Annotated in this window: 29 protein-coding genes; 18 read left to right on the top strand and 11 right to left on the bottom strand. The window is 65.6% G+C overall.

What is annotated here, in order from left to right; all coding sequences use genetic code 11:
• The first annotated feature begins 48 nt into the window (after positions 1 to 48).
• On the top strand, positions 49 to 627 hold the full coding sequence (locus ITJ67_RS11815) for a hypothetical protein (protein WP_194677747.1): 579 nt from the start codon (positions 49 to 51) through the stop codon (positions 625 to 627).
• Between the two features lie 15 nt (positions 628 to 642).
• Here the strand turns inward: ITJ67_RS11815 and ITJ67_RS11810 are convergent, their stop codons facing one another.
• Entirely contained in the window at positions 643 to 1,065 is a 423-nt protein-coding gene (locus ITJ67_RS11810; protein WP_194677746.1) for a hypothetical protein, read from the bottom strand.
• 78 nt (positions 1,066 to 1,143) lie between these two features.
• On the opposite strand from ITJ67_RS11810, the gene ITJ67_RS20285 reads away from it, so the two are divergent.
• The 10 genes from ITJ67_RS20285 to ITJ67_RS11765 all read left to right on the top strand — a co-directional run bounded on the left by ITJ67_RS20285 (position 1,144) and on the right by ITJ67_RS11765 (position 8,067).
• Entirely contained in the window at positions 1,144 to 1,818 is a 675-nt protein-coding gene (locus tag ITJ67_RS20285; RefSeq protein ID WP_194677745.1) for a peptidyl-tRNA hydrolase, read from the top strand.
• Positions 1,819 to 1,864: 46 nt separating this feature from the next.
• Positions 1,865 to 2,860, top strand: a complete 996-nt coding sequence (locus ITJ67_RS11800) for a hypothetical protein (RefSeq protein WP_194677744.1) — start codon at positions 1,865 to 1,867, stop codon at positions 2,858 to 2,860.
• A 51-nt stretch (positions 2,861 to 2,911) separates the two neighbouring features.
• Positions 2,912 to 3,919 carry a hypothetical protein gene (locus ITJ67_RS11795; protein ID WP_194677743.1) on the top strand — a complete coding sequence of 336 codons (1,008 nt, stop codon included), beginning with the start codon at positions 2,912 to 2,914 and terminating at the stop codon, positions 3,917 to 3,919.
• 39 nt (positions 3,920 to 3,958) lie between these two features.
• Positions 3,959 to 4,756, top strand: coding sequence for a hypothetical protein (locus ITJ67_RS11790; RefSeq protein ID WP_194677742.1), 798 nt, complete (start codon positions 3,959 to 3,961; stop codon positions 4,754 to 4,756).
• On the top strand, positions 4,753 to 5,205 hold the full coding sequence (locus ITJ67_RS11785) for a hypothetical protein (RefSeq protein WP_194677741.1): 453 nt from the start codon (positions 4,753 to 4,755) through the stop codon (positions 5,203 to 5,205). The genes ITJ67_RS11790 and ITJ67_RS11785 overlap by 4 nt, the downstream gene beginning before the upstream one ends.
• A gap of 75 nt (positions 5,206 to 5,280) precedes the next feature.
• A complete protein-coding gene (locus ITJ67_RS11780; protein WP_194677740.1) occupies positions 5,281 to 5,625 on the top strand; it encodes a hypothetical protein in 345 nt (114 codons plus the stop codon).
• Positions 5,626 to 5,646: 21 nt separating this feature from the next.
• A complete protein-coding gene (locus ITJ67_RS11775) occupies positions 5,647 to 6,243 on the top strand; it encodes a hypothetical protein (RefSeq protein ID WP_194677739.1) in 597 nt (198 codons plus the stop codon).
• A 172-nt stretch (positions 6,244 to 6,415) separates the two neighbouring features.
• A complete protein-coding gene (locus ITJ67_RS11770) occupies positions 6,416 to 6,892 on the top strand; it encodes a hypothetical protein (RefSeq protein WP_194677738.1) in 477 nt (158 codons plus the stop codon).
• 80 nt (positions 6,893 to 6,972) lie between these two features.
• The gene (locus ITJ67_RS20005) at positions 6,973 to 7,104 is read left to right on the top strand and encodes a hypothetical protein (protein WP_267238559.1); all 132 of its coding nucleotides are present in this window, start codon (positions 6,973 to 6,975) and stop codon (positions 7,102 to 7,104) included.
• A gap of 72 nt (positions 7,105 to 7,176) precedes the next feature.
• Entirely contained in the window at positions 7,177 to 8,067 is an 891-nt protein-coding gene (locus tag ITJ67_RS11765; RefSeq protein ID WP_194677737.1) for a hypothetical protein, read from the top strand.
• Here ITJ67_RS11765 and ITJ67_RS20440 read toward each other — a convergent pair.
• Both ITJ67_RS20440 and ITJ67_RS11755 read right to left on the bottom strand, forming a co-directional pair.
• Positions 7,958 to 8,842: a phosphotransferase family protein gene (locus ITJ67_RS20440; protein WP_416362323.1), complete on the bottom strand. Its 885-nt coding sequence runs from the start codon at positions 8,840 to 8,842 to the stop codon at positions 7,958 to 7,960. The two genes, ITJ67_RS11765 and ITJ67_RS20440, sit on opposite strands and share 110 nt — an antisense overlap.
• Positions 8,843 to 9,038: 196 nt before the next feature.
• Positions 9,039 to 9,491 carry a GNAT family N-acetyltransferase gene (locus tag ITJ67_RS11755; protein ID WP_194677735.1) on the bottom strand — a complete coding sequence of 151 codons (453 nt, stop codon included), beginning with the start codon at positions 9,489 to 9,491 and terminating at the stop codon, positions 9,039 to 9,041.
• A gap of 201 nt (positions 9,492 to 9,692) precedes the next feature.
• On the opposite strand from ITJ67_RS11755, the gene ITJ67_RS11750 reads away from it, so the two are divergent.
• Together ITJ67_RS11750 and ITJ67_RS11745 are read left to right on the top strand one after the other, a co-directional pair.
• Positions 9,693 to 10,280: a hypothetical protein gene (locus ITJ67_RS11750; protein WP_194677734.1), complete on the top strand. Its 588-nt coding sequence runs from the start codon at positions 9,693 to 9,695 to the stop codon at positions 10,278 to 10,280.
• Positions 10,281 to 10,890: 610 nt separating this feature from the next.
• Positions 10,891 to 11,574, top strand: a complete 684-nt coding sequence (locus tag ITJ67_RS11745) for a hypothetical protein (protein WP_194677733.1) — start codon at positions 10,891 to 10,893, stop codon at positions 11,572 to 11,574.
• A 101-nt stretch (positions 11,575 to 11,675) separates the two neighbouring features.
• On the opposite strand, the gene ITJ67_RS11740 is transcribed toward ITJ67_RS11745, so the two are convergent.
• From ITJ67_RS11740 to ITJ67_RS11725, 4 genes are all read right to left on the bottom strand, one after another.
• The gene (locus ITJ67_RS11740) at positions 11,676 to 12,212 is read right to left on the bottom strand and encodes a hypothetical protein (protein ID WP_194677732.1); all 537 of its coding nucleotides are present in this window, start codon (positions 12,210 to 12,212) and stop codon (positions 11,676 to 11,678) included.
• Positions 12,209 to 12,730 (bottom strand): ImmA/IrrE family metallo-endopeptidase, encoded by a 522-nt coding sequence (locus ITJ67_RS11735; protein ID WP_194677731.1) that lies wholly within the window; start codon positions 12,728 to 12,730, stop codon positions 12,209 to 12,211. The genes ITJ67_RS11740 and ITJ67_RS11735 overlap by 4 nt, the downstream gene beginning before the upstream one ends.
• Before the next feature lie 82 nt (positions 12,731 to 12,812).
• Complete coding sequence (locus tag ITJ67_RS11730) at positions 12,813 to 13,415, bottom strand: hypothetical protein (RefSeq protein WP_228502699.1); 603 nt, start codon at positions 13,413 to 13,415, stop codon at positions 12,813 to 12,815.
• Positions 13,415 to 13,726, bottom strand: a complete 312-nt coding sequence (locus tag ITJ67_RS11725; protein WP_194677729.1) for a hypothetical protein — start codon at positions 13,724 to 13,726, stop codon at positions 13,415 to 13,417. Before ITJ67_RS11725 ends, ITJ67_RS11730 begins: the two co-directional genes overlap by 1 nt.
• Before the next feature lie 373 nt (positions 13,727 to 14,099).
• Here ITJ67_RS11725 and ITJ67_RS11720 point away from each other — a divergent pair, with 373 nt between their 5' ends.
• The 5 genes from ITJ67_RS11720 to ITJ67_RS11700 all read left to right on the top strand — a co-directional run bounded on the left by ITJ67_RS11720 (position 14,100) and on the right by ITJ67_RS11700 (position 20,168).
• A complete protein-coding gene (locus tag ITJ67_RS11720) occupies positions 14,100 to 15,131 on the top strand; it encodes a hypothetical protein (protein WP_194677728.1) in 1,032 nt (343 codons plus the stop codon).
• Positions 15,132 to 15,228: 97 nt separating this feature from the next.
• Complete coding sequence (locus ITJ67_RS11715; RefSeq protein WP_194677727.1) at positions 15,229 to 15,609, top strand: hypothetical protein; 381 nt, start codon at positions 15,229 to 15,231, stop codon at positions 15,607 to 15,609.
• 15 nt (positions 15,610 to 15,624) lie between these two features.
• Positions 15,625 to 16,221 (top strand): hypothetical protein, encoded by a 597-nt coding sequence (locus ITJ67_RS11710; protein ID WP_194677726.1) that lies wholly within the window; start codon positions 15,625 to 15,627, stop codon positions 16,219 to 16,221.
• A 16-nt stretch (positions 16,222 to 16,237) separates the two neighbouring features.
• Positions 16,238 to 19,504 (top strand): hypothetical protein, encoded by a 3,267-nt coding sequence (locus ITJ67_RS11705; RefSeq protein WP_194677725.1) that lies wholly within the window; start codon positions 16,238 to 16,240, stop codon positions 19,502 to 19,504.
• Between the two features lie 127 nt (positions 19,505 to 19,631).
• The gene (locus ITJ67_RS11700) at positions 19,632 to 20,168 is read left to right on the top strand and encodes a hypothetical protein (RefSeq protein ID WP_194677724.1); all 537 of its coding nucleotides are present in this window, start codon (positions 19,632 to 19,634) and stop codon (positions 20,166 to 20,168) included.
• An 80-nt stretch (positions 20,169 to 20,248) separates the two neighbouring features.
• On the opposite strand, the gene ITJ67_RS11695 is transcribed toward ITJ67_RS11700, so the two are convergent.
• From ITJ67_RS11695 to ITJ67_RS11680, 4 genes are all read right to left on the bottom strand, one after another.
• Complete coding sequence (locus tag ITJ67_RS11695; protein WP_194677723.1) at positions 20,249 to 20,923, bottom strand: RES family NAD+ phosphorylase; 675 nt, start codon at positions 20,921 to 20,923, stop codon at positions 20,249 to 20,251.
• 12 nt (positions 20,924 to 20,935) lie between these two features.
• Entirely contained in the window at positions 20,936 to 21,517 is a 582-nt protein-coding gene (locus ITJ67_RS11690; protein ID WP_194677722.1) for a hypothetical protein, read from the bottom strand.
• A 398-nt stretch (positions 21,518 to 21,915) separates the two neighbouring features.
• Entirely contained in the window at positions 21,916 to 23,232 is a 1,317-nt protein-coding gene (locus ITJ67_RS11685; RefSeq protein ID WP_194677721.1) for a hypothetical protein, read from the bottom strand.
• A 598-nt stretch (positions 23,233 to 23,830) separates the two neighbouring features.
• Entirely contained in the window at positions 23,831 to 24,052 is a 222-nt protein-coding gene (locus tag ITJ67_RS11680) for a hypothetical protein (RefSeq protein WP_194677720.1), read from the bottom strand.
• Between the last annotated feature and the right edge of the window lie 29 nt (positions 24,053 to 24,081).

Here is a 24,081-nt window from a genome sequence, read left to right as displayed (position 1 = left end):
ACCGAATCCACTCGTTCGTGCCCCTGTTGCCGTCTGGAAGGCCCGCCCATGAACCTGCTCGAGCAGATCCTCGTCGCCAACGACTACGAGCTCGTCAACGACCCCGGCCTCATCACCGGCGTCCGCCCGGACGGGACCCGCCTGTCGATGCTGCGCTGGTCCAACACGAAGCACGCCGAAGCCGTCCTGATCCCACGCCACTACGTCGTCGTGTGCGGCATCGGCGGACGCTGGCGGCTCCCGACGGTGGAGTGGGAGCGGTTCCTGCCGGTCGAAGAGCAGACGCCTCGGAAGACCGCCGACATCATCGCGGAGTTCAATGAGGTCTTCGCGCCGATGTTGGAGTTACCAACCGACGAAGGGGCGACCATCCTCCGCGGCGCCGGCGAGCGGTACGACATGGGCGCCATTCTCGACCGGTCGGCGCGCACCGCAGGCCTGAGCACGACCCCGTTCATGGGGCGGAAGAAGCCGGTCCACGCACCGTCCGGCGCCGAGTACCGCGTGTACGGGGAAGGGCGACGCCTCGTCGCGTCCCGCCACAAGAGCGACGTCGAGTCGTCAAAGGCGCTCGTCGGCCGCGACTGGGATGACGTCACCGAGTGGCTGAGGGAGACCGTGGTCTGAGGCCGGCTGGGGCCGTCAGGCGCCGGTGGCGTAGACGTTGTTGGACACTCTGTCGGAGCCCTCGCGCGGTTCTTGTCCGTCGGGCACGACCTGGAACTGGGGACCGTCGCCGATCCGCGCGCTCGAGATGCCATCGCCCCCGCTGCAGGACCCACTCCACTCCCGAGCGTCTGCGTACTGGAGGAGGCACACTTCGAACTCGTCGGTGCCCGCAGCGAGCCACAGCTGCGATCCTTCGTATTCGCCGACCCACCTGATGGATTCCGTGTCGAACCCGTCAAGGGTTTGGTTCTCGAGATCTGCAGGGATGGGCATGTCGATAGAGGGAAGGTTGTCGAGGTCGGCGTAGGTGGACGCACTCCCGGAGCATCCAGCCGTGGCCCCGAGTAGAAGGAGCGCGGCACCGGCCAACATCATCACCTTCGTCGTGTGAGCCATGCATCCATGGTTGCACCGACCTGCGTACGGACCTGGAAGGCCCCGCATAGGAGGGCGACCGACCTGAGGAGCTCACCCGTGTCCGACATCCAGCCTGTCGAGGCTCCCGCCTCGAACCTCGTCCAGCCGATCGCCGTCGTGCCCGGCACCCACTTCGAGACCATCGCCGCCGTCGCGATCGCGTCCAACCTCACCGCCGCCCATGCGGACCTGGATGCCGAGCCGTGGAAGGCGTGGCTGTCCCGCGCGTTCACGAAGACGGTGCGCCGCATCTCCAAGCCCGCCGACGCCCGGTTCATCGCTGAGCTCAGCGCCGCCGACCCCGCCAGCCGATCCTTCACGGTCGGGGGAGCGACGGCGTACGCGTTCGCGCCGATGGGGTATGACGACTTCCCGAAACGGCTCCGGCAGCTGCGCGTGGCAGGCCTCGACCTCGAGCGTGACGGCGGCTCGTTCGGCATGACCCCGGCCGGGCACCTCGTTCGACCGGAAGTGGTTGTCAGCAACGACGTGCAGTTGACGACGGGGAAGACGTCGGCGCAGGTGGCGCACGCACTCATGGTCTGGCTCGTCGAACTCCGTTTGACCGGGCGCGCTGCCTTCCTCGCCTGGAGGGAGGAACCGGCTCTTGCCCTCTGCGTCGCCGATCTTGACGAGATTTCGGGCGACCCGGCGCAGTCCATCACGATCGTCGACTCCGGCCTCACCGAGATTGCGCCCAAGACCGCGACGGTCCGCGTCTTGCGCCCATGAACCGGGCTTCGCCGCACACAGTGCCCGTGACACCCGAGGGAGCACCATGAGCCATCACGCAGACGCCCGGCGCGAGCAAGCGCGCGGCAACGGCGTCGCCCAGGCCGGGCAGTTCGGCCACCAGAGCCACTCCGCGCCTGGCGCGTTCGATGTCGGCGCAGGAGACGCCACCGAGGCGCGCTCGGCGGAAGCGTCGATCGACGTGCTTGTGGGCATGTACGGGCGTCCCACTCCGCGGCACCGCAAGGATCAGAGCTACGAAGTCCCGGGCATCCTCAACGTGACCATTCCGGTCATCGACACCGAGGATGCACCCCGAGCGATGACGCTCACTCGCCCCGGAGACCCCGACGGCCTTCGTGAGATCGTGCTCCACGACGGGCGCCTGTTCACGACCCGCGGACGCACGCCCGCGGAAGCCCTCGCCAACCACGACCGCGTGCGCACCAGGCCGTGGCTGCCACAGGAACCGCGGCCATGGCTGCCCGAGGACAACTTCGCCCTGATCCAGGACGAGATCGACCGGGACTGGGTCGTCATCGACGGTCTCGTCTACGAAGCCCTCCCGGAACCGACGCTGCGGGTGTTCAACGGCGTCGTCAACATCGACGACCACTCGGGTATCAGCGGTCGAGGATCCGACGGGCGAGGGTTCCTCCGCGACCCGAACCGGTACCGGCTCGACGAGTACGAGCAGGCCGTGGCGGTCGCAGCGGCCGAGCGGGAGCTGGACGAGTACGACCACAGCATCCGCCTCGACTTCGGACCCGCGATGGACGAGTACCAGTCCGAGTACCGCAGGCCTCCGGCCCTCGACTACGACCGAAGTCGTCGCCGCCCCACCGAGGAGCGAACCCCGGAGGCGTACGCCGCTGACCTCGAGCGGATGCGCGCGAGCATGGCGAAAATCCCCGGCGCCATCACCCGCGTTCCAGACGGGTTCGGCGGCACCCGCGCCCGCGTCGACTGGAGCCTGTTCTCCGTCGACCAGGAGGACGACTACAACCGCCTCGTCCAGGACTCCGAAGAGGGCAAGCGCTGACCCCGGCGTGCCCAATCACAACCTCGACCACCAGCACAGGAGCAGACCAGCATGACGAACCAGACCGACGCACGACGCGAGCAGGCACGAGGCAACGGCGTCGTCCAGGCAGGCCAGTTCGGGCACCAGGCCCATTCGGCGCCGGGCGCGTTCGACAACAGCTGGTGGGGGCAGGAGGAGGAGGAGCCCGCGGACACGATCGCTGCAACCTCCATCGACGTGTCGGTGCGTCGATTCGGCCTCCCCAGTAGCAGGCACTGGAAAGAGCAGTCGTACTCGACTCCCGGTGTCCTCAGCGTGGAGGTGCCGATCGTCGAGCGGGCGGACGTGCCGGCGGTGGCGACGATCACCGACCGCCACGGTAAGACCCGCTCCCTCCTGATCCATGACGGGAACCTCATCGAATCCACCGGGAAGACCCTCGAGGAAGCCGTGCTCGCCGACTCCCGAGTCCGAGAGCGCAGCTGGGGCCAGGACGAGTCCGACCCTCCCTCGATCGACAAAGAGCATCTGGAGGCGCTGCAGCAGGACACAGCCGACAGGTGGATGGTGGTCGACGGCCTCGTGCACCGGCCCGTCGAAGAGCCGGTCCTGGTCGCGCAATCCTGGGGCGTGCAGCTCGAATCGGCCAGGTACGCGCGCGCCGTCGATGAGCGCGGATTCATCACCGGCGACACCGTGTTCACCCTCGACGAATGGGACCAAGCGAAGGGCGCGGCCGAGGTCTCGCGACGCACCTACGACGACGGCAGCCGCACCGCAGACGAGGGAATCGCCTTCGAGGCGGGCGAGGCGCTCGCAGGGTTCCAGACGAAGTACCGACGCCCGCCCGCCCTCGACTACGACGCGTGGCCGCATTACGACCGGTGGGCGGACCGTCACGAAATCCACGTGCGCGAGCTCGCGAGGATGCGACGCGGCATCGCCAGCGTCCCAGACGCTGTCTCCCGTGTCGATGACGGACTCGGAGGCACTCGCGTGGTCATCGACTGGTCGAAGTTCAGCGAGCAGCAGGAGCAGGACTACAGGCGCCTCGTCGAATACTCCGGCGAAGGCTAGCCGCACACAGTCCCCGTGACCAACGAGGAGACCCCGACCATGACGCACATTTCTGACGCTCGCCGCGAGTCCGGCCGCGGCAACGGCGTCGCCCACGCCGGCCAGTTCGGCCACCAGGCACACACCGCCCCAGGCGCGTTCGCCGACGATGCCGCGCTAGAACCGATGCCCTCCGGCGTCGTTGTCCCGATCGATTCGCTCCGGGAGGGTGACCGCGTCGACATGCGCCAGGTCATCGAAGGCCACATCGAGCGTGCCGACGAGGACCTGGATGACGAGGACCGCGAGCTCATGCGGGCCGAGTTCGCTGTTCCGCAGGTCATCACCGAGGTCTATGTGGACGACACCGGGCGCGAGTTCAGCTTCGACAGCGGCACCACCTGGTACTTCCAGGCCGACCTCCGCGAACGCGGGCTCCTCGCGGCCCCGGACTACGTGCCGGCGAAGCTGGAAGACCCGGCCGACCCGGCGAAGCTGATGCCGTTGCTGCGACAGCGGGTGGAGATCCGAGGCATGCTCGTGACTGAGGCAGAAGCGGAACTTCAGCGCACCACCATCGACAGCCTCCGCAGCTACGCCCGAGCCGTCGACCCGGATTTGACTGCGTTTCATGTGAGTGAAGCGAGCTACGACAACGGCACCTTCATGGATATCGAGTCGGTGACCGCGAACGGCGAGGTGATCGACGTGAACGAGTACGGGAAGATGGAGTCGCTCGACGGCCTCGCTTCCGCCCTCTCCGCACATCACTCCCACGACCGCGGCCTCCGCCCCGCCGACGAGTCGGAACCTGGCGAGTACACCATCGACATCACCCCGAGAGAGGTCCGAGCATGACGCAGCGCAGCGACGCACAGCGCGAGCAGGCACGAGGCAACGGGGTCGCGCACGCCGGCCAGTTCGGCCACCAGGCGCACACGCCACCCGCCGACTTCGACCCGGGAACGACGACCGCCGGGGTCCACGCGTACCCGCTCTCCTCGGAACCGCTCGATGGGGAGGTCACCGTCTCCGACGACGGTGAGGAACAGGAGTGCGTGTGCGGTAACGCGGCCGTCGGCGATGGCTACTGGCTGGACGCCGACCCGGACGGGAAGATCGACCCGGACAGGCAGCAGTCGACGGAGGATGCCGATCATGCCGTGTGTCCGAAGTGCGGCCGCGTCTACGAGAACGGCGCCCTGTTCAAGGCAGTCGGCAGTTCCGCCCCAGCCGTCGCCCGGTACGACGTGACCTCGCCCGAGTTCCAGGCGGCCCGGCAGGCGTACGAGGACGAGATCTTCTAGCCCGCATCAGCGTCCCCGCATAGAACAGCGCAGGCCGGATTCGGCCTGCGCTGTTCTCTGTGAAAGGACGTTCCGATGTCTGACTCTCTGGCGCCGATACTGACGATCGCGAGCATCCTGATGGTTGCCGTGGGAGGGTTGGTGACGGCTGTCGGTCTCTTCCGCTGGGTCAGTCAACGCGAGTACGGGGGCGGTGGTGGTTTTTCGGCGATCTGCGGCATCGTCCTGATGCTGATGGGGTGGCTCCTTCCAATCCTGTTCAACAGCCTCGCGCGGATGCTTCGAACCCTCAGCGGTGAACCGGCGCCCACCTCAACCGCGACGCCATCGGCCACCGCGACGCCGACAGCCACTCCGACGCCACCGGTCGAGTCCGACCCGATCGTGCTGCCGAGAGTCGAGAACCTCGAGACGTTGTAGCTGATCCCGCTCGGTCTCCTCGTGCTCGCCGCCGTCTGGTTTGCGGTCGGTTTCGGGCGTCGGGAGCTCGCGAAGCGCCGAGCGGAGCAGCGGCGCCTGGCGAAGGTTCGCGCGGAAGCGGAAGGCAGGTGGGTGAAGCTCAAGGAACGCCACCGCTCCCTCGAGGCGAAGGTGCTGCACGCCGAGACGGACTGGGACATGCTGTTCAGCTACCCCGCCCTGACGGACGTGAACGTGCCGACGACTGCGGCGATGTTCCGCGCCATGAACGCCGCCACCTCCGCCGAGGTGAGCATGCCCGAGGAGAACCTCGAGCGTACGAACACTGCATGGCACCCGTACGCGCAAGCCGTCGACGACCTCGCGCTCGCCTGGGAAGCCGCCTACCGGCACGCGCAGCGCCTCCGGCAGGCCGGTATCCCGACGGAGGAGCGCAAGAAGGTCGCCGAGATCCGCACGCTACTCGCGATGGCCGAAAACTCCGGCTCCTCAGATCTTGAACGCCGCCACGCGTACACCCGCGCGCAACGCCTCATGGGGGAACTGACCAGCTACCACCTGCCAGAGAAGGCCATCGCGCAGGTCGAGGCGGCGTCGCGGGCTGCGTTAGACGCGTGACGCGCGCAGAAATCAGGTGGTCAAGACCCACGATGTCGGCGTGAATGCCGGAGCGGTGCTCGGACTCCTTGTCCCTGACTGCTGCGAATGGGACCTGACCGGCCCTCTACGCTTGGTCTCCATGTCTAGAGACAACGAATCCACCGGGGCTCCGCGTTCATGTGGTGGGCCGATGACCGCAGCACCCCGATCCGTCGACGTTCAGTACGGAACCTTCGTCGTCGGCATTGGAGATTGGACCGGAGCTGATATTGCCGTTGCGATCGGCGCCTACCCTCCGGCCGAGGGTCACATTGTTGCTTGGGACTCTGGGGTCCTCACCGTCGCCACGGGGATTCGGGTCGGCGTCGTCTCAGTGACCGTCAGTGCGCTTGCGGGACCTCCCCTTGACGAGAGCCTCCCCGAGGGGCGCGAGCTCGACGAACTCACGGTCCGGCCCTCGGGAAAGCAACTCGTGTTGATGGGGTTTGACGACAGCTTCGACCTGGAAGTTTCGCTGGCAGAGTCACACGCAGGGCTATACCGGGTGAGATGTGTCGCGCAAGGGCGAGATCCGGAGGCCGATGAACCGGACGAGCAGTTCCATGTCTCGATCTGGCCAGCGACGAAAGAGAAGCCGCGTATTACCACGGCACTTCGGGAAGTCTGAGGTCGCACTGCCTCGCGATTTGGACCCTCTCGTTCCGCCGCCGCACACAGTGCCGGTAGCCAACGAGAGGGGCCTTCGCCATGACCACCCGCGCAATCGCAGATGCCCGCCGTGAGTCCGCCCGCGGGAACGGCGTCGCCCACGCCGGCCAGCTCGGCCACCAGGCGCACAACGCACCCGCCGACTTCACCGACCCCCGTCGCCGAGCTTGAGTCCCGCAGGGAAGAGATCGCCGGCTGCCTCGGACAGGCCATGGTCCAGGCGCACGGGCGTGGATTCCGTCTTTGCGCGGAATCGTGGAGACCGGCGAGGGCGGTGCACCCCGTTTCCGGGTGGGGGAGACGAGCTCGCTCAGCCGCTGGGGGAGTCTCGTGAGCAACAACGCGAGTGACTCCGAGCGCGTCTGCGTCGACGACTTCGAAGATGAGCTCGGCCAGCCCTACGCCGACCGCGTCGGTCACAGAGGCGCCGACGAGCCGGTGTTCGAGCTCCGCCGCAACGAGACGTGTGCATTCGCAGCCTCCTGGGAGGAAGACGCCAGTCAGGACGTGTGCGTCGAGGACGAGCTCCACGACGCCGAGATCCACCTGCAGGAGCTGGTTGTCGACGACGGTGTCGCCGACGCCCGCGATGACGTCGACAGGGGCCTGGACGACTTCGCCATCTACGAGGATTCGACCGTCGGCAGACTCTCGGACTCGGCGAAGGAGACGATCGCTGAGGAGTGGGGCTCGTTCCGGGGCAAGGAGCCGCTGCTGCGTGAATCGGAGGCGAAGTACAACTACGACCTCGGCGACGTGGCCGGTGACTGGTACCTCGGGCAGCTCGGCGACGGGTTCGTGGGCCGGCACCGCGTCGGCACCGATGCTCGCGCGCGGGAGATCGCGGTTCGTCTCGACCACCTTAGCCATGAGGCGCACCCGACGATCGGCGAGCTCGTCCTGATGGTGTTCCTTGACGAGCTACCAGCTGCCGGAGAAAGCGGTCGCGCAGGTCGAGGCGGCGTCGCGGCGGATGCTGACGTAGCTCGTCTGACCAGACACGGTTTTCGTCAGGCCCGGACAATCACGGGACAGCAACATCCGTCTGGACGTCCAACTCCTGGGCGAGTGCCGTGTTCGCCCGTGCGACTGCTCGCTCGAGCTCGCCCGGGGGTCGTTCTTGGAGGAGCGTGAACGCGATCGGCTGGAGCACGTGGGTCGCTGCCACGGTTCGTGCTCGATTGGCAGTCTGGTCGTCGATGAACGGTCCGAGTGACTCCCACCCATGCCAACTCGCGAGAGATGCCACATCGTCGGTGATGTCGGCGGGGCTTGCGAGATCCCAGTCGAGCACCCCGACGATCTTCCCGTCTCTCCAGAGAACATTCGTGCCCGCCAAGTCTCCGTGACACAGCGATACGGGGTCGGACTCGAGGGCAGCAAGAGACTCGACTCGGCTGAGCGCCTCTCCGCGCACAGAGCGATTCAGGCGTGGCACGACCTCAGACGTCAGGACGGACTGCCAGTCGTTTCCGCCCATATACGCGCGGGGAACGGCCAAATGCGCGGAAATTGGGGGCAGCGGCACAGAACGGAGCGCTTCCAGGAGTTTCGCAAGCTCCGCGGGGTCTGCGGGCCCTGCAGGGTGGACGTCGCCATGGATTCGCTCTTGAACGATGGCCAGCACGCCATTGACGTGGACTGGAGCGCCCACGGACCTCGGGACCGAGAAGGGCAGGGATGGGAGCGCATCGATCACGTGTTGAGCACGACGGGCCTCTAACCCAGACATTTCCGATCGCGCTACCCGCACAGCGACGTCACCGGCAAGGGCGACGACATTCGACGTGCCGTGCTCGACGATGGTCCAGGACTCAGGGTCGGACCGGCGCCCGACCTGGTCGAGTGCAACCTGAACTGCTTCGACAACAGCCGGACCACCGGGACCGGCGAACCTCGTTTCAGGCATCGCGTGAGTCACCGTCCAACTCGCGCGCACACCTGGGGAGGCGCATCGCGACCCGCCTGGTTTGGGATGGGACACGAGGGAAGCCGCTGTGGTGAGAGGAGTCGAACGAGGCTGCGGGGCCGTCGGGCAGGTCCATTGGAGCAGTCGAGACTGCGTGCGCGTTGGACCAAGACGTCCCAGTTCGCTTCACAACTACCTAACGCTCCGGCAGTGCGTTATAGGTCACAGATGGTGACACTGTGCCGAACTGTTCGTAGAGGTGGCGGGCGGGTTCGTTGCCGGGCAGCGTCGTCCATCTCAGGATTCCGAAGCCTCCGTGTGAGAGTTCTCCCCGCAGGTGGGTGAGGAGAAGCCTGGCGATTCCCCTGCCACGAGCACGGGTTCGCGTGAAGAGATCGTCGAGGTAGAGGCCCTCGTCGCCCACGATTGGTCGAGGGAAGTGCCGGTAGTGAGCGAATCCGATGAGACCGCTGTGATCTTCAACCACGAGCGCCTGGAGCGTTTCGCTCGCTGTGATCCAGGACCAGACCCTGGCACTCACCTCAGGACTGGGCGCGTAGCCGGCAGACTCCCGGTAGAGGTCGAACATCTCGGTCCATGCCGACTGATCCTCCCGTTCTGGGGCGCGAACGGTGACTTGGCTGTCCATAGGCTGAACATAGCAACTGAATGGGTGCCGGCCTCGCACGCAGCACCGGCAGCCGACGACACGGAATGTCCGCCGAATCAAAGACGCCGTGGAGCACGCACACACGCTCGTGGGTCTCTCAGCCGACTGCGGGCCGCGGCGTCCAAGCCCGCGCATAGGGGATGAGCCGGCACCTTTGTCGGCATTCACGAGAGGACCCCGATGACCGCGAGCGTCGAGCCTGAGACCAACCAGATGCCGAGGCACGCACGCAAGCGAGTGCGCCAGCGCTCCCGCACGGGCCGGATCATCGGCAACGTCCTCGGCGGCGCGTTCATGGCCGCAGGCGCCGGCATTCTCGTCCTCGCGCTCACCGCGCCTCAGACGATCGAGCAGGGATACGGGCACGTGCGCGGTGCCGTCAACGACGTGTCCGCGTCCGTCTCGGAAGCCCAGGGAGTGCTCTCGTCCGTGGCGCTCGGTGTGCAGGGCGGGCAGGATGAGCTCGACTGGTGCGACGGCACCTTCATCGAAATGGTCTCGTACCAATCCGCGGAGGACGTGCCACCGGTCTACGCCGCGCACAACAACTGCGGCGGCGACGTCGTCCTGAACTGGAACGTCGGCACGCAGCTCACCATCGACGGGCGCCCCGGCACCTACGAAGTCGTCGAGGTCCGCAACACCGAAAAGCACTGGGTCACCACCGACGAACTTCTGGGCCTGCAGGGCGAGCTCGCGCTCCAGTCGTGCTTCTACGGCGAGAACCAGATGCAGTTCGTCGGGTTGAAGCCGATTACACAGCGATGAAGATTGAACGGACACGAGGCAACCTAGCAACAAGTGGCTGAAGGCAGGGGCCGAACGATCTTGTTGGATGGCTGAACAAGGAAATGTGAAGTACGCATAGCTTGGTTGCCGCTCGGCTGGCAGAATCACTCGAGGAACGAGGAAACACCTGAACGAGGTGGGGACACATGCAAACGAGTTTGGCTATGCGATGAATGCCCAGTGGCCTGCCCCGCAGAACATGGTTGCGGCCATGGGGCCCGGAAACACAGTCATCGACATCCGGGAAAAAGGCCAGTACGAACGGTGGAGTGCCTTCAAGGGGCAGTCCCGACACGGACTTCGATGCCTTGATTGCGACCAGCGCGTGAACCCGCGCCGCCTGACCGCCGGCAGGGTCACCCCGTTGGTCATTCTCGCGCACTCTCCGCAGTCCGACGGAGACGAAGATGAGCGATGTGCCCGACTGCGTGCGTCCGGGGCCCGGGGCGACGGGTGGAAGCATCTCCTCGTCCAGCAGCTCGCGGCTCACTTGACGGAGTTAGGGTACCAAGTTGCCGCTCACTCCGAAGTGCGAGGCCAGCGGGTCGACGTCGTAGCCTCGGCGAGGCTACGACGAGTCCTGATCAGGGTGGAGCTCAAGCCCCTGGACTTCTCTGAAGTAAGACGTATACAGCTACGCCTCCGTTCTCTGAAGAATGAAGACTTCCAGGACGAAACGCTGTGGATCACGTTCAATTGCGACTGGGTGGACCAGATCCCTGCGGTCGGCATTCGCTTCCTTGAGGATTCGGTACCAGGTTCACTCGAAGTGGGAGGGCTCCACGCAGTGGTCGACGCGGGCGCGCTCAAGTACTCGCACATGGACGGCGTGCATCAGCCATCGGCACACACCGTGGGGTTGAGGCAATTCATGACGCAACGGATGGCTCGCCAGATCCAGTTCTTGCCCCTCGACGCGACACATTCCGGTTGGGGTGACAACAGAATGTGGCAGCTCGGCATCAGACACTTGCACGCGCACATACGGGACCTCCGCAAGCTCCATCGCATGGCGATTGCCAAACTGACCGCGCTAGCCAGCGAGCTGGAAACGAGACAACAGCAGGTCATTGCGCTCAGAGCATCTGTTGAACACGAGCAGTCCGTTTCTGCGGCGCTGCGGAGCAGCGAATCCGCGGTAGAACGAAGCCTGCACGATGTTCAGAACCGGCTCGCGGCCCTCGAGGAATGGGCATCGGAGGTTGAAGCACGGCGCAGCAGCGGGTTCGGGAAGTGGGCGCTCCGGGGAGTCAAAAGACCGCCAGGGCCTTGAGGAGATCGACTCATTCACTGCCGCCGTCTGATTGGCGATGCCCTCGGTCCACTGATTGGAGGGGACCGAGCCGATCGAATCAAAAGGTGCAGTTGTTAGTCTCAGGACGATGGCGATGACTGCTCGCCTGAAACGCCAGAGTGGCTACCTCCGTTGAGCAGCATGCCATGCATGGTTTTCTCGTCGGAGGGGAACAGGTACTTGAACACGACCAGTGAGAGGCCAATGACCTGTGCGGCCACCGACGCGAACCACCCAGTCATGACGACGGCGCTCAATTGGCCCCACTCAGATCTCAAGTAGGCCACAAGCACACCAATTGACAGCAGCACAATCGCAGGAATGAGCCAGAGCACCACCCGGATGACCTGCTTGCGAGTCTTGCTCCTGGCCTGCAGGTCCTCCAAGGCGACTTTCCGCACTTGGCTGGTGAAATCATCCAGGTTGAGGAGGTCCTCGTCCTGGAGCGTCTGCGGGTCATCATCCAGGAAGTCTTGGGCGTCACCGCGTTCGCCAGACTCGGGCTCGCCGTCCGCGATAGGTGAGAGATCGTCTTGCCAGGGATCACCCTGCCAAGGACTAGGCGCTCGACCCGAGTCGGAGCGATCACCATCGGACGTGCGTTCCGCGTCTGTCACGCTCCGAGCCCGAGGGTCTTTCGTCGAACAGCGACCGCCCTCGAGGACACTTTGAAGAGGCGAGCGAGCTCAGCATCGGATTTGCCGGCTCTTACGAGGTTGGTGAAGTGTTCTTCTGGCATCAGAAGTGCTCCAGCGAACTCATTGGCGTGGTATTCAACCGGATTGCTAGTGCTGTTGCGGAAGTCGACGTAGGACACTGCGTCATCACCTGCTTCCTGACGATGTGCGACGAGGTGGCCTAGCTCGTGGGCGATTGTGAATCGCTGACGCAAGAATCCGTCGCCGTTGTCGACGTAGATCACCGGCGGCGCGCTATCGGCTTTCACCAACATCCCGGAGGCCGAGTCCTTTAGGTCGCTGCTGTAGACCCATGCACCGTTTTTATTGGCCAGCTCGATAGGCTTGACCGGCAGTTGTCCGTCCCAGTGGGCACGCAGAATCTCCTCGGCGTCGGCGCGCGCTCTCGCTCCGGCAGCGTCCCATTGCTCCGGCGAGTAGTAGTTCAGACTTCCCATGGCGCACCTCCTCCTTCCACAGAGTCTAACCAGTGAAAAGCGGAGCACCTCGGCGCAGTGGCGCGCAAACCCCATTTCGGGCTCATGCCCCTGAGACCAGCGGCTCGAACAGCTTGTCCACCGACAGGTGGGTGGCTGGCAGCGGCGCCGGTTCGATGCTGCACCCGGCGAGGTGACGTCCGATGGCGGCGAGCACGACGCCGTCGGCTTCGTCGTTGTTGGCGACCTTGGCGGTGGGGAAGCGGCGTTCGACCTGCAGGACGACCTGTGACTTGTCGCTCTTGCCGCCGCCGGAACCGTACACCGCTCGGGTGCCGGGGTTGATGGCGACGACGGTGATGCCGCGGCGGACGAGGTTGCCGACGACCTCGTGCCAGTTGGCGAGCATCTCCCCGAACGGGCCGGAGTTGTGGCTGAGGGCCTTTTCGATGACGACGAGGTCGCTGGCCCGGAACCCGCCGACAAGGGCTTCGATGCCATCGAAGAGCGCGTCGAGGCGTTCGTAGAGCTTCACCAGGTCGCTCCCGTGCGGCGCTGTCCCGAGGACCGTCCCGACACGCTCGAACGTGCCATCCGGGCCGACCACGGCGACACCCGTGCTGTTCAGGGACAGGTCGATGCCGACGACGCGGGCGCCCGGCTTGAGGATCGGGCGGGGGTGCAGGACCTTCTTCTTCGCGGCCATCATCGCTCCCGAACGGTGGTCGGGGTGGCCGTGATGGTGCGGGAGCGGTCGCCGTCGAGGATGCGGATCTTCGCGACCATGCCCGTGTGCTGAGCGATCGCCGAAGCGAGCGTCACCACCTGGCCAGGCGTCGACTCGGGGCCGTGCTCGACGGCGAGCATCCCGAGCGCCGAGATGTCGGCGTCGGCGGACGCGAGGGTCGGGACGGACGTGAACCCGTGCTCGCGCACCAGGTCCTCGATCGGCGATGGGGAGACGGAGGCGGGGACGTGTGGGGACGAGCGGAGCGTGGATGGCGATGCAAGTGTCATGCCACCTCTATGCGGGGAGCGTCGCGCCGCCGCGCTGAATGAGGATGCCCACCGCCACCGCCACCGCCACCGCGCCGCGATCGTCTGCTCGCGTCCTTCGCGCGCATAGGAACCCCGACGGAGTCCGCGTTTTTCGCCGCACACAGTGCCTGCGAGACGGACCAGAGCGGGAAGGCAGGGCCCAAGCATGGGGGCAGCAGCAGTACGACAGGACGTGCACGCATCGAGGCGTGAAGCACACCGGGGCAACGGCGTCGCCCAGGCAGGCCAGTTCGGGCATCAGCCACACTCGGCGCCGACTAGGGCGTTGTTCGACCCGTCCGTCACGAGTGAGCAGATGCGGGAGGTGCTGAACACATTCAAGGGCGCGGTCATGAAGCGTGCGAAAACTCGCGATTGGACGAAGGCCGACATCGACGACATCGCGGCGGAGTCGCTCGCGCACTTTGTGGAGCAGCTGTGGAAGAAGCAGCTCGAGCGGGAGCCCAAGGACCGGGTTCCGTTGAACCTGCACCGGGCGTTGCGCGAGCACGCAGGACTGATCGGACTGCAGATACCTCGCGCAAGCCAGCTTCTGAAATTCGGTGAGCAGAAGGTCGACCACCGAGATGTGACCGCGTCCTGGATCCTCCGGCAGTCGGAGCTTGCCTTTCAGGAAGAGCATCACCGACCCATGAGCGCAGCGGAACGCGAGCGCGAGGCTGCACGCATCCGCGAGGTCGATTTCGGGAAGCACAAGCCGACCGTGGAGTTCCACAGGCGTCAGACAAACGTCTCCACGAACACCCTGGTTGGGACGTCCCCGGAAGGCAGCAACATCGAAATGGGTGAGCTCCTGGAGTCGCCCCCGATGTTCTCTGCGCCGCAGTCGTTCGCCAACGATTCAGAAGGACTCGCCCAAGCAGAGTCGTTCGAAGGCGCAGAGGGTGAGTACGAGCTGTACAAAGCCGCCAAGGAATCCGCCCGCCTTTCGGCGAAAGCTCGCGGCGAGGCCTGGGATCCGAAGGCGTGGACTGCGTCGAACTGGGACGGCGACCAGGTAGTGAAGCCAACGGCCCGGAATCAGGGCATCGACGCCGACGATGCCTGGAACTTGCTGGCCTCCGTGACCGGCGCACCCGCCGTGACCGCGCAGTCGCTGCCGCACGAGCAAGCGAAGGCGTCCGGCGTCGTTGTGCAGCAGTACGACGGGGGAGTGGCGGGCCTCGCCGGCGCAATCAACGACGGGTCCGCATCCGAGGCCGACACCGACGCGTTCTACGCACCTTTCGGGGGCACCACGTCGAAGTCGCTGCGGGAGCTACGAACGATCGCGTCCGCGTTCATCGCCCAGCCGAAGTACGCCGACCGGCTCTACGCGTCTGCGCTTGGCACCGCCCGGATGCCCGAACCCGAGACCGACTAACCGCGCCCTGTCATGTTCCTCGCCCGCTCGCGCATAGGGCAAGGGATACGCCCCACACAGAAGCACCGCCACCCTTCTGCATTCGAAAGGCCACAGCATGGCACTCTCAACCACCCTCCTCGTCCTCGCCGGTGACGCCCTTCCGGCCACACTTACCGGCGCCGCGTACACACCAGGCTTGTTCGTCGGCATGGTCGGCGGATGGAACGGCCTCCTCGACCTCTCCGGCGGCACGGGCCGCGGTATCATGCGCTTCCTCACCATCTTCGGCGTTGCCCTGATCGTCTGGATGATCGCGTCCTGGCTTTACAAGCGCCGCTCCGGAGGCGCGGGTGGTTTCCCCGTGATGGGTCTCCTGGCTGGCCTCTTCTTTGCAGCCCTCGAGATTCTCGTCCCCCTCGTGCTCGCGATCCTCCAGGGCATTCTCACGCTCATTACAAGCGCGCTGACCTGGTTCGGCGCGAACATGGGCGGATAGACGACGATGCCGGCGATGTACGACCTCACCGAGGTCACCGGAAAGAAACGCAACCGCGGCCGGCGCATGATCTTCATGACCGTCGAAACCGACCGACGCACCACCTACCTGGTGCTCGCCGTGCTCGGCGCGACCCTTCCGTTTGCGCTCCCCGCCATCGCGTTCCTCGGCATCGTCGGCCTCGGCTGGGTCGGCCTCGTCATCCCCGTCCTGGCTATCGCCATCACCCTCATCCTCATCGGCACGCGCTCCACCAAGCGGCAGGCGCTGCGGGTATCCCGGTTGAGAGCCCTCGACGCATCCATCGGCGCGAAGCGGGGCCGGACCCTCACTGATCTGCTGCTCATGCGGGCCAGTGAGGGGGCCGCGCGGCGCACGAACCGGATCCTCGTCAACGGGGAAGAGCTCGTCCGCCCCGAGATCATCGACTTCGTCCCGTCCGTGATCGGCGTCGAGAGGCCAGGCCTGAGGAAACCCCGCCCGGTCGATCTCATGCCCGGAGAGGCGCTCGAAGTCGATGAGGCCCTACCCCGGCGAGCCCCACGCGGGCGCAAGGCCCCGACCGACCCGATTGCCCCACGCCGCTCCGCGACCGCCGTCCTCGACGACTGAACCAGGGAACACACCCATGCCACGCACTCGCATCCGCACGCTCGTCCCCTGGGCGGGCGCTGTCGCGCTCCTCGCGCTCTTCGCCACCCCCGCGGCTGCCGCGATCGCAATTGTGCCCGTGGCAATCGGACCCGACGGCGGGGTGCTGGTGATGGCGGACGAGGCTGAACCCAACCTCGACTTCTACTTCGCGTACTCGCTGCTCCGTGAATGGGGCAACGCGACGGGAACCCTGCACAACTCCAATTCGTTCGACATCGGCGCGATGATCACGAACTTGTCCCGCTCGACCGGGACGAGCTGGATGATGCAAGGCGGCGCGGTGCTGTGGATGCTTCTGCAGGGCCTGTACGACTTCGCCCTCGCGTTCGAGCCCATCAACGGCTTCGGGGCAGGCCTCGACAGCTTCACCGCAGGTATCGCGAAGATTGCCCTCGGCCCGGTCGGCATCATCGCCATCGTCATTGCGGTCGTCATCGCCGTGTTCAGCGCGGTCCGCGCGACCCGCATGGGAGGACAGGGTGGCATCAAACGCGTCGCCGGTGTCCTCGTCCTGTTCGCGGTCATCGGCGTCGCCGGCAACGGGGCCGCTGCCTCGACCGGAACCGGGGACGACTACAAGCCAGGCATGCTCTCGCCCGGCTGGGTCATCTCCACCACCAACAGCGGAATCAACACACTCGCATCCGGGCTCGCCGGCATCGTCCAGAGCGACTTCGTGCGGAACTCGACCGACCTCGAATGGCGAAACCAGACACCGGTGGACCTCGGCAAGATAACCTGCGAGGAATACGTCCAGGGCATGCGTGCGGACGCCTCCAGGGTCGTCGGGTCTTCATCGAACCAGCTGACGCAGAGCCGCGTCCAGCTCAGCTTCCTCCTCTCCGACCTGTGGTCGACCTCTGGGCTCGAGTCCTACAAGACCGTCCAGTTCGGCTCCAACGTCTACGCCGACAAGGTCTACTGCCGCATGCTCGAAACCAACGCGTCGACCCCAATCGGGGTCCAGCTCACCCGCATGGATGCTGGGCGCACTGTCGCCGAAAACGGTGCGGACGAGTACAACGGCGCCGAGCTCAACCGCGTCTCCCGACCGCAGGGCGGCAGCTCTGACAAGGGCGCAGCAGCGATGAACCTCCTCTCGTTCGACAACAACTCGAACCGCATGGCCGGCATGACCGCCTGGGCCGCGTGCAAGACCACCGACTGGGGCGCAACCTGGACCGTCGACCCGGCCTGGGCGAAGGAGTACACGAAGGACGACAAGGCGATTCAGCAGACGGACTGCGAGCAGTGGTGGAACGGCACCAACGGCACCGACCCCGCAGACATCCCCGACATCTTCGACGTCGACGGCACCCCGGCAGGCATCGAAAAGGCAGTCTCCGCAACAGCCGAGGGAAGCAACCCCGAGGACGTGCAAGCGATCCGCGACTACCTCCTCACGCTCAACGGCGGATGGACCGGCGGCGGCGGCTCCGGCTCCGCGCTCATCTACCTCCTCGGGTCCCTCGCCACGATCATCGCGCTCGGCATCGTCTGCGTCGGCACGATCATCGCGAAGCTCCTCGGCCTCTTCTACGTCCTCGCGCTCATGCTCGTCCTCATCGCTGGCCTCTTCACCGCCAACGGCTGGAACAAGGTCAAGCAGACGACGTTCCAGATGATCGGCTCCCAAATCTTCGCCGCCGGCGCCGTCCTCATCCTGACCTTCATCGTCATCTTCACCAACCTCCTGATGTCGGTCGGCGCCTCTCTCTTCGACCGAGGCTCCATCTGGGCACTCGCGTGGATGGGGCTCGCCCCCGCCATGGCGCTCATCGGCTTCAACCTCATCTTCAAGAAGGTCTTCCGCCTCCCCAGCCCCATGTCCATCAAGGGCGGACAGCTGTGGGCCAACGCAGCAGCAGCCGGAGGCGGTGGCCTCGCAGGATCCATGCTCGGCGGCATGGGCCGCGGCGACGGCGACCCCATCGAAGGCGGTTCCCGTCGCCTCACCCGCGCAGCCAAGGAGCAGCTCCAGAAGTTCGGCTCGCCACAGGACCCCAGCACCCGCGAAGGTGCGATGGGCGGCGGCAAGCGCCGCACCAAGCTCGCCAACGCGGCCGCAGGAGACGCGGCCGGCGCAGGAGCAGTCTCCGGTGGTGCCGCAGCAGCCGGTGCGGCCGTGGGAGCGGCCGCAGGCGCCGCTGGAGCAGCTGGCGGCGAGACCGTGACCGTCCCGATCGGCGCCCCCGCAGCCACGGGCACCGTCGCGGAGCACGTCGCAGCGCTCCGCCACGCCAAGGCCGAAGGTAGGGGCGGACTCGCTGGAGCCGTGGTACTCCCCGCCGTGGCCGGGGCCGGACTCCTCGGACGAGGCATCGGTGCGGCCGGCAAGAAGGCGTTCGCTGGGCACCAGGCCATTCGCGCGGGCGGTGGATACAAGGCGGCGACTGGGGCAGCGCTGAGCCGAGGCAAGGCCGGCACCCTCGCGGCGGCAAAGAACGCTGCACCGCAATGGCGCCAAGCCCGCAACGCACAAGGCCAGATGGTCCTCAAGCGCACCACCGGCGTCGGCGCAGCGCTTGATCGGGCGCGCGAGCAGCGGTTCCAGTCGCTCGCGGCCAGCCGCGGCATCAACTTCGCTACCGCCACGCGCACGCAGCTGGAGGAACTCCGCAACGACTCCACCGCCGGCCGCATGGTCAACGCAGCAGCGAAGGCCCGAGGCGCGAAAGCGATCGCCGACTCCAAGGCCGCCGTCAAGGCAGCACCAGCTCGGATGAAGAACGCAGCACTGACCGCCCCAGCCAAGGTCGCCGCCGGAGCAGTGAAGGCGTACAACAACCCGAAGACGATGAGCCGCGTGAAGACCGCAGCGAAGGTCGGCGCCGGAGCTGCAGCCATCGGCCTCACCGGCGGACTCGCCGCAGCACCCATCGCCGCCTTCGCCGCACACAAGGCCATCGGCAAATCCCGCGGCTACCTCGGCGCGACAAGGAACGGCGAGCACCAAGCCGACCGACTCCAGGCGTACCGGGACGCGCACGCGCAGGAGACGGCAAGGAAGGAGTCCAAGGAAGCTGATCGTGCCGCCCGAGACGAAGCCGCTGAGAAGGCAACGGCAGCGGAGGAGCGCATCGCCGCGAGCGTGGCGGCGAAGTTCGAGGCCGCTGAAGCGGAGAAGCAGAAGCAGGCCGAAGCCAAGGCGAACGCCGAAGCCAGCACAGCCGGCGCTGGAGACGGCAGCCAGCAGCCGAGCAACCCGAGCGACCAGACCGACTACAACCAAGAATTGTGAGGACGAGGACATGTCGGCAGCACACGCCTTGAGCGACGGAAACGAGATCGAGCGGCGCGAAGCGGCACGTGACGACATGGGTAGATTTGGTGCGCAACAGCACCAGAGACCCGCGGAGGTCATACAGATGTCATTTCCACCCAACGACCCTCGAGGCAGTTTTCGGTTCCCGGACCCGGACGCCTTCGATGGCTCACTCGAGGAGTTCCACCAGTTCTTCTCGACACAGCCAATCGACGACGAGACGCTCGCCCGAGTCAACAGCTGCTACCTCACAGCGCGCAGCCGCGACTTCGACAAGCTCCGCCGCGAGGGTCTGCTCGCCTTCGAGAATGACGACGACGTAGTGGCCTGGTTCCGGGCCGCCTCAGCCGACGAAGTCGAAGCGGAGCTCGACACCCGCAAGGACGACTACGCCGACGCGTACGCAGTCAGGAAGCTCAACGAGCGGTGGTCGGGTGGGCCGAGTATCTCGCCGCTCAAGACCCGCACGTACGCGCGAGTGTTCCAGATGGTGCGTCTCCGCGGGATTCTCAAGGACCCGCAAGTCAAGGAGCAGCTGATGGCGATGCCCGTGCCGCAGTCCAACGGAGAGTTCACATACGGCGAGCTCGCCAATCGATTCCGCCTCAGCATCTGGGCTGACAACGCCTTCGACCGCTAGACTCGAGCGGAACAGCGCCCCTCCAAGGCTAGAGCTTCGGCTTCCTGAAATAGGAGGGGCCTTTTGCATGCTGGAGCAGATCAGGCCCGGACGACCGGCATCCGCATCTGCCCTGCATACGTTTCGATCGCCGCTCGGAGGCCAACGTCGCTCAGTGGCATGTGCAGGGTCGGTCGAGCTGGGAGAGCGTCCGCCCCGCGCTCCCAGAGGGCGACGTTTCGGGCTTGTGGCGCGTTCGAGGATGGGTAGATGAGGCCGTTGATTTCTGGGTAGTGGGCGTAGATGGTCTGGCCCCATTCCCGCGATCGGTCGCGCGGCCCGCTGGAGATGGCGCCGTTGGCTCCAGCTTCGAGGACCCAGTCGGTATCGGCGAGGTCGAGGAGGCGGAGCTTTCGTGTGGTCTCGAAGACGGCGAAGTATGGCTGGTCACGGTTGAGGTTGACGACGCCGGTGTCTCGGAAGCACTCCGCTAGGCACAGTTTCAGCGCCGGATACACCTCGCCGGTCGGCCCAGGAATTGCGGGTGCTACGTACACGATGGCGCGGTCAGGGTGATGCTGGGGCGGAGCGAGGTAGTGGTGGTCGAACCGGCTCGTTGTCGGTCCCCAGGATCGGAACGTGGACCAGGACGTGCCGTAGATTCCGCCGGCGAAGAAGATGCGCCCGAACGGTGTCCCGGCTGGTACCTCGCGCAGGTGCGCCTCAGTGAGGTCGGGGAATGCGCCCGGGTCGGGCGAAGGAAGCGTCTCTGCCATCGGTGTCCGGGCTCAGCGCGGTCCGAATGCACCAGCGACGAAAGCGGCGACGCGCTCCGGGTCTCCAGCGCTCAGGAGCCAATCCCGAGGAGACGTCGCCTCCCCGTGGAGCAGGAGCTCGCTGGTCGCCGCGGTGAGGAGCGCCTCGACTTCGACGGGGTGGGCGTCGTCTGGGAGGTGAGGCGCGACCTTCGACCACCCCGGCAGCTCGCCCGAGTCGGTGAACTGGACGGCGGGGAAGGCGAGGCCATCATCGGTTGAGACGCAGTAGAGCGATCGGTCCTTCGCTCGCTGGCGGATGCGGGCGGGCGTTCTGCCGAGAAGCTCGGCAACCTGTGCGGAGAGGAGGGCGGAGTCGCGGACCCCCACCCCGCGCACTGTCGCCAAGAACGAGCCGCGCTTCGTCAACGAGGGCATCTCGGACACGTACGACCCGACGCTCCGTAGCGCGTCTTCGTCAGCATCGGTGAGAGCGACGCGGGCTTGCAGGTCATGGCTCTCAGCTTCGTCCGCGATCCACGTGAGTACGTCAGCTGCGGATTCTCCGCCGGAGTGTTGCTCGAGGCGGACGAGGGAGGCCAGCAGCTTCTTCATTGGCTCGGTCGCCGATGTGATCTGTTCGAAGACCGCGGGACTCAGCCCCAGTGCAGACCGCACGGATTCCGTAGCTGCGGCGAAGTCGAGCCCGCCGACGGGTTGGGTGATGTTGCCAACAAAGCGTTGAGGGTGGGACCTTGACTCCGCTGACTGGAGCCGGTGCTCGGCGTTCATTAAGTGGCCTCCAAACTTGCGCGTATTTCGAATAGTAGCTGACGCAAGTTGGGAGATGTCATCTCGAAACCTCGAAGACCAATCGCACACTCTAGGTGCACGGTTGAGGGCTCCCTCGAGGGCGAGAGCACCCAGGCGATCTCCCTGCCACCGGCCTCAACATGCCCCGGTCTGCGTCGATGTGCTGGGGCCGGTGGTCCGTGTAGTTGGGATAGCCGTGATTAGGATTTACTCAACGCTGGCTCGACCCAACCTTCTAGGACGAGTGCACGGCGGACCTCGGCCACCTTTGTCAACGTGTACTGGGCACGTTCATCGCGCACGCTCGCGGGATCGCTCGCGGAGAGCTCCGCTGAGCGCTCGGAGATCACGAGGTCTACGGAGTGTTTCATGCTCGGCAGACGCTGTATCTCCTCGTCGATCGAGCTGCGAAGCGACTGCAAAAGGCGGATCTCTTGGTCGATGCCAACTCCGGCGGAGACGGTCGGTACGGCGAGCTTGAGCAGTCTGTCGTCCTCGCTGAGCCAGATGACCAGCGTGTCACGGAGGGAAGCACCTCTGAGTGCCTCAGTAGTTCGAGATGCTCGGGCGTGAGGCGCCTCGTAGTGGCAGGACACATGTCGATCTGGTGGGTTGCGGATGAGGTTATAGGCCGCCTCCGCGTGCTGCTCGGAGGAGACATCGTCTGTGGTCTTGTCGTAGATCGCAGACGCGAGGTCGAGCGAGCTTGTGTACCCGTATCCGAGCTGGTCGGCCAGGTGCCTAGCGAAGACGGGGGCCCACGATCGCACTGTAGTGGCGAGCACGATGACGCTCGAGAACCTCGGGGGCGGACCTTCTCGCTTCGGGATTGTCGGGACTGCGTACACGGGCATGGAAAACGAGGCTGAGGATTCAACTGGATCGAGGTTGATCCAGCTTTCGAGGCTTCGTCCAGCACTCATCAGAGACGGCTCACGCCAAGGCTCAGCGCTGCGCCGGCGGGGCTTGGATGGCGGGTCGGCGAGGGAGGCGTTGAGCCTCCTCAACTCTGGTCCGAACACGCGACGTACGTTCGCATGCGTCGTGTGCGGGGTGGCGTCGTTTGTGAAAGTCAACCTGTTTGCGAGGTGGAGCTCACGTCCCTGTGCGCCGGCGTAGGTCGCCTGGATGCGGAGCGCCCATCCGGCTGAATTCAAGACCCGATCGGTGAGTGCAACAAGGCCTGTCTGACGACTCGTGACGATCTGTCGTGCAGTAGCTTCTGACAGCTCAGCGTAAACCTCGGAGAGTTCGGCCTGCAGTTGCTGAACTCGGAGCGAAAGCTCTACCTGGTGGTCTCCAGAATGGCTGGCCCGCAACACGTTGAGCATGATGGCGAGGTCGGCAGGGTCGGCCATGACAGCCGTGGCGATGTGGGGAAGCATCCGAAGCTGAGGATGGTGCCTCCCATGCCGCCACTTCGAGACGGTGCTGGCCGTCACGGTGGGCCAGTCGGCAGAGCCCTGAGACGCGACGTGATCAGCGACCGTTTTGTTGCTGATCTGCTTGGTAGCCATGGTCCTGTCTAGCCAGGCATGGAAGCTGTCCCAACTGGGGTCGCGCACATTGACCATGTCCACCTCTCAATTGTCTAATATTGGTCAGCATAGCGTGCTCTTAGGTAGTGATCGAGCCAATATCGCCCTTATGTTGACTTTGCACGCGTGGCAGACTTGAATCAGTCACAGTCGCCGGCCCGGCGACTTGAGAGATTGGTGGGCGGTATGCGCGAGGCTCATGTCATCGTCAGTGCACCTCCAATCCGGATTCTCAACCACCGAAGCGCCATGTGTGGCGTGCTCCGTGTTGCGGGTGGGGATGAGGTGTGCTGGATTCCCTGCGTCCAAAGTTCGCTGGCTCGGCAAGCCTCCGCGATGTGGAGGCACTCGATACTCTTCGTACTGCCGACTCGGCGTCCAGTGAGGACTTGGAGGGCGCTCGGCGGCTCGCTGCTGAGCTGGGGAGCGCGGGCGGCGTCGACTCCGTACTCGCCACGGCGACGAGGGGGAGTGCAGCCAAAAAGGCGAACGCAGCATATGAGTGCTGCGTTCGCCTTTTTCGGTTGTTCTGGGTTCGGACCCTCGACAGAGGCGGTCCAGGTAGCTGGTCGAAGCCCTAGTGAGCCCTCAGGGACTCAAGGGTGCTTTCGTAGCGCTTTCCGGCTTCCTGGATCTGATCCTTGAGGCCGGAGTCGCTAACGCGATTTTGGATGTACTGGCTGATCGCTGAGCGCACCTGCTGCGCGAGGTTGCTGTTGTCGACGAGGCTGAGCGCCTGCAAGTCGCGGAGCTGCTCGAGCGGGAGCCTGACGGTGACGGGCTTGTCGGTAGTAGCCATGGGTCCTCCGGTTCTATGGGGACGGATCG

This window comes from Pseudoclavibacter sp. VKM Ac-2867 (genome assembly GCF_015351275.1).
Taxonomy (GTDB): domain Bacteria; phylum Actinomycetota; class Actinomycetes; order Actinomycetales; family Microbacteriaceae; genus Pseudoclavibacter.
Note: the sequence above shows the minus strand (reverse complement) of the source record. Positions and strands in the feature narration are given on the sequence as shown.

What these genes read in the sequence shown, in the direction of transcription:
- ITJ67_RS11815 (WP_194677747.1), top strand. Translation starts at nt 49, where the DNA reads ATGAACCTGCTCGAGCAGATCCTCGTCGCCAACGACTACGAGCTCGTC.
- ITJ67_RS11810 (WP_194677746.1), bottom strand. Translation starts at nt 1,065, where the DNA reads ATGGCTCACACGACGAAGGTGATGATGTTGGCCGGTGCCGCGCTCCTT.
- ITJ67_RS11800 (WP_194677744.1), top strand. Translation starts at nt 1,865, where the DNA reads ATGAGCCATCACGCAGACGCCCGGCGCGAGCAAGCGCGCGGCAACGGC.
- ITJ67_RS11795 (WP_194677743.1), top strand. Translation starts at nt 2,912, where the DNA reads ATGACGAACCAGACCGACGCACGACGCGAGCAGGCACGAGGCAACGGC.
- ITJ67_RS11790 (WP_194677742.1), top strand. Translation starts at nt 3,959, where the DNA reads ATGACGCACATTTCTGACGCTCGCCGCGAGTCCGGCCGCGGCAACGGC.
- ITJ67_RS11785 (WP_194677741.1), top strand. Translation starts at nt 4,753, where the DNA reads ATGACGCAGCGCAGCGACGCACAGCGCGAGCAGGCACGAGGCAACGGG.
- ITJ67_RS11780 (WP_194677740.1), top strand. Translation starts at nt 5,281, where the DNA reads ATGTCTGACTCTCTGGCGCCGATACTGACGATCGCGAGCATCCTGATG.
- ITJ67_RS11770 (WP_194677738.1), top strand. Translation starts at nt 6,416, where the DNA reads ATGACCGCAGCACCCCGATCCGTCGACGTTCAGTACGGAACCTTCGTC.
- ITJ67_RS20005 (WP_267238559.1), top strand. Translation starts at nt 6,973, where the DNA reads ATGACCACCCGCGCAATCGCAGATGCCCGCCGTGAGTCCGCCCGCGGG.
- ITJ67_RS20440 (WP_416362323.1), bottom strand. Translation starts at nt 8,842, where the DNA reads ATGCCTGAAACGAGGTTCGCCGGTCCCGGTGGTCCGGCTGTTGTCGAA.
- ITJ67_RS11755 (WP_194677735.1), bottom strand. Translation starts at nt 9,491, where the DNA reads ATGGACAGCCAAGTCACCGTTCGCGCCCCAGAACGGGAGGATCAGTCG.
- ITJ67_RS11750 (WP_194677734.1), top strand. Translation starts at nt 9,693, where the DNA reads ATGACCGCGAGCGTCGAGCCTGAGACCAACCAGATGCCGAGGCACGCA.
- ITJ67_RS11735 (WP_194677731.1), bottom strand. Translation starts at nt 12,730, where the DNA reads ATGGGAAGTCTGAACTACTACTCGCCGGAGCAATGGGACGCTGCCGGA.
- ITJ67_RS11730 (WP_228502699.1), bottom strand. Translation starts at nt 13,415, where the DNA reads ATGGCCGCGAAGAAGAAGGTCCTGCACCCCCGCCCGATCCTCAAGCCG.
- ITJ67_RS11725 (WP_194677729.1), bottom strand. Translation starts at nt 13,726, where the DNA reads ATGACACTTGCATCGCCATCCACGCTCCGCTCGTCCCCACACGTCCCC.
- ITJ67_RS11720 (WP_194677728.1), top strand. Translation starts at nt 14,100, where the DNA reads ATGAAGCGTGCGAAAACTCGCGATTGGACGAAGGCCGACATCGACGAC.
- ITJ67_RS11715 (WP_194677727.1), top strand. Translation starts at nt 15,229, where the DNA reads ATGGCACTCTCAACCACCCTCCTCGTCCTCGCCGGTGACGCCCTTCCG.
- ITJ67_RS11710 (WP_194677726.1), top strand. Translation starts at nt 15,625, where the DNA reads ATGTACGACCTCACCGAGGTCACCGGAAAGAAACGCAACCGCGGCCGG.
- ITJ67_RS11705 (WP_194677725.1), top strand. Translation starts at nt 16,238, where the DNA reads ATGCCACGCACTCGCATCCGCACGCTCGTCCCCTGGGCGGGCGCTGTC.
- ITJ67_RS11700 (WP_194677724.1), top strand. Translation starts at nt 19,632, where the DNA reads ATGTCATTTCCACCCAACGACCCTCGAGGCAGTTTTCGGTTCCCGGAC.
- ITJ67_RS11695 (WP_194677723.1), bottom strand. Translation starts at nt 20,923, where the DNA reads ATGGCAGAGACGCTTCCTTCGCCCGACCCGGGCGCATTCCCCGACCTC.
- ITJ67_RS11690 (WP_194677722.1), bottom strand. Translation starts at nt 21,517, where the DNA reads ATGAAGAAGCTGCTGGCCTCCCTCGTCCGCCTCGAGCAACACTCCGGC.
- ITJ67_RS11685 (WP_194677721.1), bottom strand. Translation starts at nt 23,232, where the DNA reads ATGGCTACCAAGCAGATCAGCAACAAAACGGTCGCTGATCACGTCGCG.
- ITJ67_RS11680 (WP_194677720.1), bottom strand. Translation starts at nt 24,052, where the DNA reads ATGGCTACTACCGACAAGCCCGTCACCGTCAGGCTCCCGCTCGAGCAG.